Annotated in this window: 6 protein-coding genes and 1 pseudogene; 6 read left to right on the forward strand and 1 reads right to left on the reverse strand. The window is 53.4% G+C overall.

The features are described from left to right. The first annotated feature begins 15 nt into the window (after positions 1-15). The 6 genes from ACTF5G_RS04190 to ssb all read left to right on the forward strand — a co-directional run bounded on the left by ACTF5G_RS04190 (position 16) and on the right by ssb (position 5719). Positions 16-978 (forward strand): polyprenyl synthetase family protein, encoded by a 963-nt coding sequence (locus tag ACTF5G_RS04190; protein WP_438951565.1) that lies wholly within the window; start codon positions 16-18, stop codon positions 976-978. 209 nt (positions 979-1187) lie between these two features. Beyond that, positions 1188-1718, forward strand: a complete 531-nt coding sequence (gene fabA / locus ACTF5G_RS04195; protein ID WP_438951566.1) for a 3-hydroxyacyl-[acyl-carrier-protein] dehydratase FabA — start codon at positions 1188-1190, stop codon at positions 1716-1718. 49 nt (positions 1719-1767) lie between these two features. Next, positions 1768-2985 carry a beta-ketoacyl-ACP synthase I gene (fabB, locus tag ACTF5G_RS04200; RefSeq protein WP_438951567.1) on the forward strand — a complete coding sequence of 406 codons (1218 nt, stop codon included), beginning with the start codon at positions 1768-1770 and terminating at the stop codon, positions 2983-2985. A gap of 71 nt (positions 2986-3056) precedes the next feature. Further along, the gene (locus ACTF5G_RS04205) at positions 3057-4436 is read left to right on the forward strand and encodes an undecaprenyl-phosphate glucose phosphotransferase (RefSeq protein ID WP_438951568.1); all 1380 of its coding nucleotides are present in this window, start codon (positions 3057-3059) and stop codon (positions 4434-4436) included. A 76-nt stretch (positions 4437-4512) separates the two neighbouring features. Next, positions 4513-5148, forward strand: a complete 636-nt coding sequence (locus ACTF5G_RS04210; protein ID WP_438951569.1) for a glutathione S-transferase family protein — start codon at positions 4513-4515, stop codon at positions 5146-5148. A gap of 79 nt (positions 5149-5227) precedes the next feature. Beyond that, entirely contained in the window at positions 5228-5719 is a 492-nt protein-coding gene (gene ssb / locus ACTF5G_RS04215) for a single-stranded DNA-binding protein (protein ID WP_438951570.1), read from the forward strand. 78 nt (positions 5720-5797) lie between these two features. Here ssb and ACTF5G_RS04220 read toward each other — a convergent pair. Continuing rightward, positions 5798-6153, reverse strand: a pseudogene (locus ACTF5G_RS04220) (hypothetical protein); the annotation flags it as partial.

Consider the following 6153-nt stretch of genomic DNA (forward strand, 5'->3'; position numbering starts at 1 on the left):
AGCCAGGGTTACGGCATGTTGCCATTCCATCAGGTAGTTAAATCCGAGTTTGAGCAGGTTAACAAGCTGATCATTCGCCAACTGCACTCTGATGTCGGGTTAGTGGAAAATATCGGCCAATACATTGTCGATGCCGGTGGCAAACGCCTGCGACCCCTGCTGGTTCTGCTCATCGCGAACAGCTTTGGCTACAAGGGGACACAACATATCTCATTGGCCGCCATCATCGAGTTTATTCACACGGCCACGCTACTGCACGATGATGTGGTGGATACCTCGGATTTGCGACGCGGAAGAGCCACGGCCAATGCACGGTTCGGCAATGCTCCCAGCGTACTGGTCGGGGACTTCCTTTATTCACGGGCCTTTCAGATGCTGGTGGGGATCGACAGCATGGCGATCATGCGGATCATTGCGGATACCACCAACATCATTTCTGAAGGCGAAGTACAGCAACTGATCAATGCCGGCAACCCCGACACCTCCGAAGCAGCCTACTTTGATGTCATTCGCAAGAAAACGGCCCAACTTTTCCAGGCGGCAGCGCAGACCAGTGCCATCCTGGCAGGCGTATCACCCGCTCTGGAAGAATCGGCAAAACATTACGGTTACCATCTGGGGATGGCCTTTCAGTTGGTGGATGACGTGCTGGATTACAGTAGCAATCGGGAAGAGCTGGGCAAAAACATTGGCGATGATCTGGCAGAGGGCAAACCAACCCTGCCCCTGATTCGCGCCATGCAGCAGGGTACGGCTGAACAGAGAACAATGATCCGTTCGGCCATTGAAAATGGCGCCCTGAGCCAGTTGACGGAGATTAGCGACGCGATCCATTCGACCGGGGCGCTCGACTACACTCTCGCCCGTGCTGCTCACCACGCAGAACAGGCGAAGGCCTGTCTGGTGGGTTTTACAGATTCATCCGAGCGTCAGGCATTGGCAGAACTCACAGCGTTCGCACTGCAACGAAAATCCTGACGCCCTGCGCAGCAAGATGATCCACCAACAGCACTACTGAACAACCATAAACCTGTCTATTTTGAGCGGATTCCTCAGGGCCAAAAGACTGACAGCACACCCTGCAACCTCCCAGATTTTCTGGACTTAATGAGCAGATCCGCTAAAATTCGTCCCTTCGATGATAAACCAGCACCGGGTAAAACCGTTTAACCAAGGCAGTCCACTCAATGACAACATTCGTTCCACAATCACAGAACGCATATACCCGCGAGGAAATCGTCGCCTGCAGTCACGGCGACCTGTTTGGCGAAGGTAACGCCAAACTCCCCGCTGACAACATGTTGATGGTGGACCGAATCACCCGCATACATGCCGGAGAAGGCCGTTTTGGCAAAGGCCTAATAATTGCGGAACTGGATATCCATAAAGACCTGTGGTTTTTCGATTGTCATTTTCACGGCGACCCGGTCATGCCCGGCTGTCTGGGTCTCGACGCCATGTGGCAGTTGACCGGTTTTTTTCTGGCCTGGAAAGGCAATCCCGGCAGAGGGCGCGCACTGGGCTCGGGTGAAGTGAAGTTTTTCGGCCAGATACTGCCAGTGGCAAGCGTCGTCACCTACCAGATTGATATTTCGAGGATTGTTGAAAGAAAACTGAAAATGGCCATCGCCGACGGCAGTGTCTTTGTGGATGGGCGCGAGATTTACACTGCAAAAGATCTGCGCGTTGGACTGTTCGAGTCCACTGACAACTTCTGATTTTTTCTACTACAATGGCCAGACCTGATAACCGGGATAGGTATAACCGATGAAACGTGTAGTAATTACCGGAATGGGCATAGTTTCCTGCCTGGGTAATGACAGGGAAACCGTCACCACATCGCTGAAGGAAGGTAAATCCGGTATCGTTTTCCGGGAAGATTTCAAGGAAATGGGGCTACGCTGTAATGTGGCCGCCCAGGTGGATCTCGACCTGGCGGACCTGATTGACCGCAAGATCCTCCGCTTTATGGGCCCCTCTGCGGCTTACGGTTATATCGCCACCGAGCGCGCCATTGCCGATGCCGGTCTCAGTGAGGACCAGGTTTCCAATATCCGCACCGGTCTGGTGATGGGATCCGGCGGCGTATCCGGTGAAATGTTCACCGAAACCATTGATGTCATGCGTGCCAAGGGTATCAAAAAAGCGGGGCCTTACCGGGTAACCCAGATCATGGCCAGCACGGTCTCTGCCTGCCTGGCCACGCCGTTCAAAATCAAGGGTACCAACTACTCCATCGCCTCCGCCTGCGCCACCAGCGCCCACAGCATTGGCCATGCAATGGAACTGATTCAGATGGATAAACAGGACGTTGTGTTTGCCGGAGGTGCCGAGGATATGCACTGGTCAATGGCTGGCATGTTCGATGCCATGGGAGCGTTATCAACCAAATATAACGATACGCCTGAACTCGCCTCGAGAGCCTATGACGCAGACAGAGACGGTTTCGTACCGGGCGTCGGGGCAGGTTGCCTGGTGGTGGAAGAACTGGAACACGCCCTGGCGCGGGGGGCCACAATTTATGCCGAACTGGTGGGCTATGGCTCCACTTCCGACGGTTATGACATGGTGGCACCGTCTGGAGAAGGTGCCGCACGCTGCATGAAAATGGCGATGCAAACCACCCGGGGAGATATCGACTACATCAACACCCATGGAACCAGCACACCCGTCGGAGATTTGCAGGAGCTCAAAGCCATCAAGGAGACGTTTGGTGAAAACGTACCACCCATCAGCTCGACCAAATCACTGTCCGGCCACGGACTTGGAGCTGCGGGCGTGCAGGAAGCGATTTTCAGTCTGTTGATGATGGAGCACAATTTTATCTGTGCTTCCGCCAACATCGAGAACCTTGACCCGGAAGCAGCACATCTACCCATTGTCACCAAACGGGTGGACAAGGCCAATCTGCAGCGTGTCATGTCCAACAGCTTTGGTTTTGGTGGAACCAATGCAACGCTGGTTTTTCAGCGCTACAACGCCTAGTTTGCCAATGAAATGTTTGCTTCACGGGAGAGCTGATCTGGCTCTCCCGGCTTAACAAAGACGATAAATTGATGGCAACCAGCTCAACGCCCTCCCCTTCCTCCAGCTTTGCACCACTCGTCGCCACTATCGACGTCGCCACTGTCATTCTTGCCAGCATGGTGGCTCACTGGATGCGCTTTGGCGCTGCAGATATGTCGGCTAAATTTGAAGTCCTGACCGGCGGTACAGCACTGCTGCTGGTTTTTTGCCTGACCATCACGGGTGTCTACAATTCCTGGCGTGGCAGACGACTATTGACCCTGCTCAAGCGTTACACCTTGTCGCTGCTTCTGACCACAGCAGTACTCCTGGCTTTTCTGGTTTTCACCAAGACTGCCATCGAATTCTCCCGGCTCTGGCTCGCCTACCTGATAACGATCACTTGGTGTGGAAGTATCCTCTATCGCTGTGGCCATCACCTTTGCTTGAAGCATCTGCGCAGTTCCGGCAAAAACCTGCGCTCTGTGTTGATTGTCACCAGTGATAAACATCACGCTGAAATGCTTTTCGACACACAAGAGATGCAGCTTTCCGGTTATCAGCTTGTTCACTATGTACATACCAGCGAAGTCGAGGACTGGATTCGCTCTGACCAGATGATAGCGGAACTTGGCAAATATTCGATCGATGAAGTGTGGCTCGACTTGCCTCTGAGCATGGGCGGCTTTATCAAGGACGTGGTTTATGGCTTGCGCCACGCAACTGTAGATATTCGTTTCTTTCCCGATTTCGATGGCATTCAACTGCTCAACCACAAGGTCTCCAGCATCCTTGGTCATTACGCCATCGATATCAGCTGCACCCCCATGAGCGGATTTAACCGGTCGCTCAAGCGCTTCGAAGACCTGCTTCTCAGCACACTGATCTGTATCCTGATTACACCCCCCTGCCTGGTGATTGCACTGCTGATCAAAATCAGTTCCCCCGGCCCGGTATTATTCAAACAATATCGCAATGGCCGGGATGGCAAGCGCTTCAAGGTTTACAAATTCAGGTCCATGGATGTCCATCAGGAAACCGATGGCACCGTGACCCAGGCAACACCCAATGATCCTCGCGTCAGCCGGATTGGAAATTTTTTGCGGCGTAGCAGCCTCGATGAATTGCCACAGTTTTTCAATGTTGTGCAGGGGCGAATGTCCATCGTCGGCCCCCGGCCCCATGCCCTGGCTCACAATGAGTATTACATGGATCTGATCGAATCCTATATGTGGCGTCACAAAGTCAAACCGGGTATCACCGGACTCGCCCAGATTCGCGGCTACCGGGGACTGACCGACACGCTGGAAAAGATGGAAAGACGGGTCGAGTGCGATCTTGAATACATCAATAACTGGTCGCTGTGGCTCGACCTGAAAATCATCATCCTCACTGTGTTCAGCCTGTTTCACAACAAAAATGCGTTCTAACATATTTCCCTTACTCTCTGGCAGCCATTAGTATTTACAGGCAAACCCGCATCAACAACCAGAATAAGGAAGCGCCATGAAACTCTACGACTACCCCGGTGTGCCCAATCCGCGGCGACTGAATATCTTTATGGCTGAAAAAGGCATTGATTTCCCACGAATTCAAGTAGACCTGCTGAAAGGCGAACAACTCACCGCAGCGTTTCGGCAAAAAAGCCCCAACTGCGATGTGCCGGTACTGGAGCTCGATGATGGCACCTGTATTTCCCAGACCAATGCCATTGCCCGTTATCTGGAAGCCGTCTATCCGGAACCACCCCTGTTTGGTGCCACAGCTGAAGAAACCGGGCTGGTGGAAATGTGGAACCAGATCTGTTTTACCAACGGCTTTCAGGCAGTGGCGGATCTGTTCAGAAATGGGCCGGACTGGTTTGATGGCAGGGCACTGGTCGGACCGCACAATTACGACAAGATTCCAGCTCTGGTGGAGCGGGGGCGACAACGCATCATGAATTTCCATGACGATCTGAATCAACACCTGACCCACCAGCCGTATCTTGCCGGCAACACCTTTTCCATGGCCGATATCACTGCCCTGGTCACCGTCGACTTTGCCCAGTGGGCCGGGGTAATTATGCCCGATGGGCACCAGCACCTCCGCCGCTGGCACCAGCAGGTATCACAGCGCCCCAGTGTAGTGGCAAACAGTTAGCCCTTCGCGTCAGGTGTCAATGACAGGGGGGCACATCCGAGGTAAACTCCGTTCTTAATTTTGGCAAGTGGAGCAGGAAATGGCCCGGGGCATCAACAAAGTAATTCTGATCGGCAATCTTGGCAAAGACCCGGAAACACGGTACATGCCCAGCGGTGGCGCAGTGACTAACCTGACACTGGCCACCAGCGAAACCTGGAAAGACAAACAGACCGGCCAGCCGCAGGAGCGCACCGAATGGCATCGGGTCGTGTTCTTCAATCGTCTGGCAGAAATCGCCGCCGAGTACCTGAAAAAAGGCAGCAAGGTGTATATCGAAGGCTCTCTCAGAACGCGAAAATGGCAGGATCAGAGCGGACAGGACAAATACACCACCGAAATCGTGGCGAATGAAATGCAGATGCTGGATGGTCGAGGCGGTTCAGGTTCAGGCTACGACGACAACGCGCAGCAGCAGGGCCCGTCATCAGGTCAGGGTGGCTACAGCAAACCCCAGCAACCGCAACCGGGTAGCAACAGCAACAACACAGATCCTGGTTTCGACAGCTTTGACGATGATATTCCGTTTTAAAAAAAATTGTGTGATAGAACTGTATCCAATAAAAAAGCCCGTTTGATACGGGCTTTTTTATGCCATTAATGAGTGCCGTTAAACCGGTACCTCCAAGGGACGTCCCAGCGCTGACTCCATGTCCGCCTGACAGAAAAAATCCTTGTCCACCTTAAAGTATGCCAGCCGATGATCCGGCATAATAACCACATCCTGAACACCGGGTACCGCTCCCACAAAACGCTCCGCAGCAATCACCTCCCCCGGCAGCAATGCAACCACCAGGCTCTTCAGGTGCGCAGGCTTCTTCATGGTCACCGCGGCAATCAGCCAGACCAGAATCGACACAGCCACCATCCAGAAAACCTCGGCATAACCAAACCGCCAGGCCACATAACCCCCCACCACACCACCGAGGAAAGCGCCCAGAAACTGGCTGGTGGAATAAATACCCA

Source organism: Porticoccus sp. (assembly GCF_965660005.1).
GTDB lineage: Bacteria > Pseudomonadota > Gammaproteobacteria > Pseudomonadales > Porticoccaceae > Porticoccus.

Coding starts and splice junctions, on each gene's coding strand:
- ACTF5G_RS04190 (WP_438951565.1), top strand. CDS start 16: ATGTTGCCATTCCATCAGGTAGTTAAATCCGAGTTTGAGCAGGTTAAC.
- fabA (WP_438951566.1), top strand. CDS start 1,188: ATGACAACATTCGTTCCACAATCACAGAACGCATATACCCGCGAGGAA.
- fabB (WP_438951567.1), top strand. CDS start 1,768: ATGAAACGTGTAGTAATTACCGGAATGGGCATAGTTTCCTGCCTGGGT.
- ACTF5G_RS04210 (WP_438951569.1), top strand. CDS start 4,513: ATGAAACTCTACGACTACCCCGGTGTGCCCAATCCGCGGCGACTGAAT.
- ACTF5G_RS04205 (WP_438951568.1), top strand. CDS start 3,057: ATGGCAACCAGCTCAACGCCCTCCCCTTCCTCCAGCTTTGCACCACTC.
- ssb (WP_438951570.1), top strand. CDS start 5,228: ATGGCCCGGGGCATCAACAAAGTAATTCTGATCGGCAATCTTGGCAAA.